Source organism: Lentilactobacillus kisonensis DSM 19906 = JCM 15041, assembly GCF_001434135.1.
Classification (GTDB): Bacteria; Bacillota; Bacilli; order Lactobacillales; family Lactobacillaceae; genus Lentilactobacillus; species Lentilactobacillus kisonensis.
The window spans coordinates 1-203 of record NZ_AZEB01000122.1 but is presented as its reverse complement, the minus strand read 5'-3'; the positions used below and the strand labels follow the sequence as shown (position 1 = coordinate 203).

1 protein-coding gene is annotated in these 203 nt (G+C 35.5%); it reads left to right on the top strand.

The genetic code is table 11. From position 1 onward, the window contains the following. The coding region (locus FC98_RS13965; protein ID WP_162254980.1) for a MobA/MobL family protein at positions 1 to 203 on the top strand (203 nt) is incomplete at both ends.

Here is a 203-nt window from a genome sequence, read left to right as displayed (position 1 = left end):
AAAAAATGTATACCGGAACTAGCAAGTACCCTAAGAGTAGAAAGATACTGATGGTCGATTGGGATAAGAAAGAAAAAATAATTGAATGGCGTCATAATTGGGCAGTTAGTGTCAATCAGGTTTTAGAGCAAAAAAATATTCCGGATCGGATCAGTGAAAAATCCTTTGAAAATCAAGGAATAGATGGAGTTCCAACTCAACAT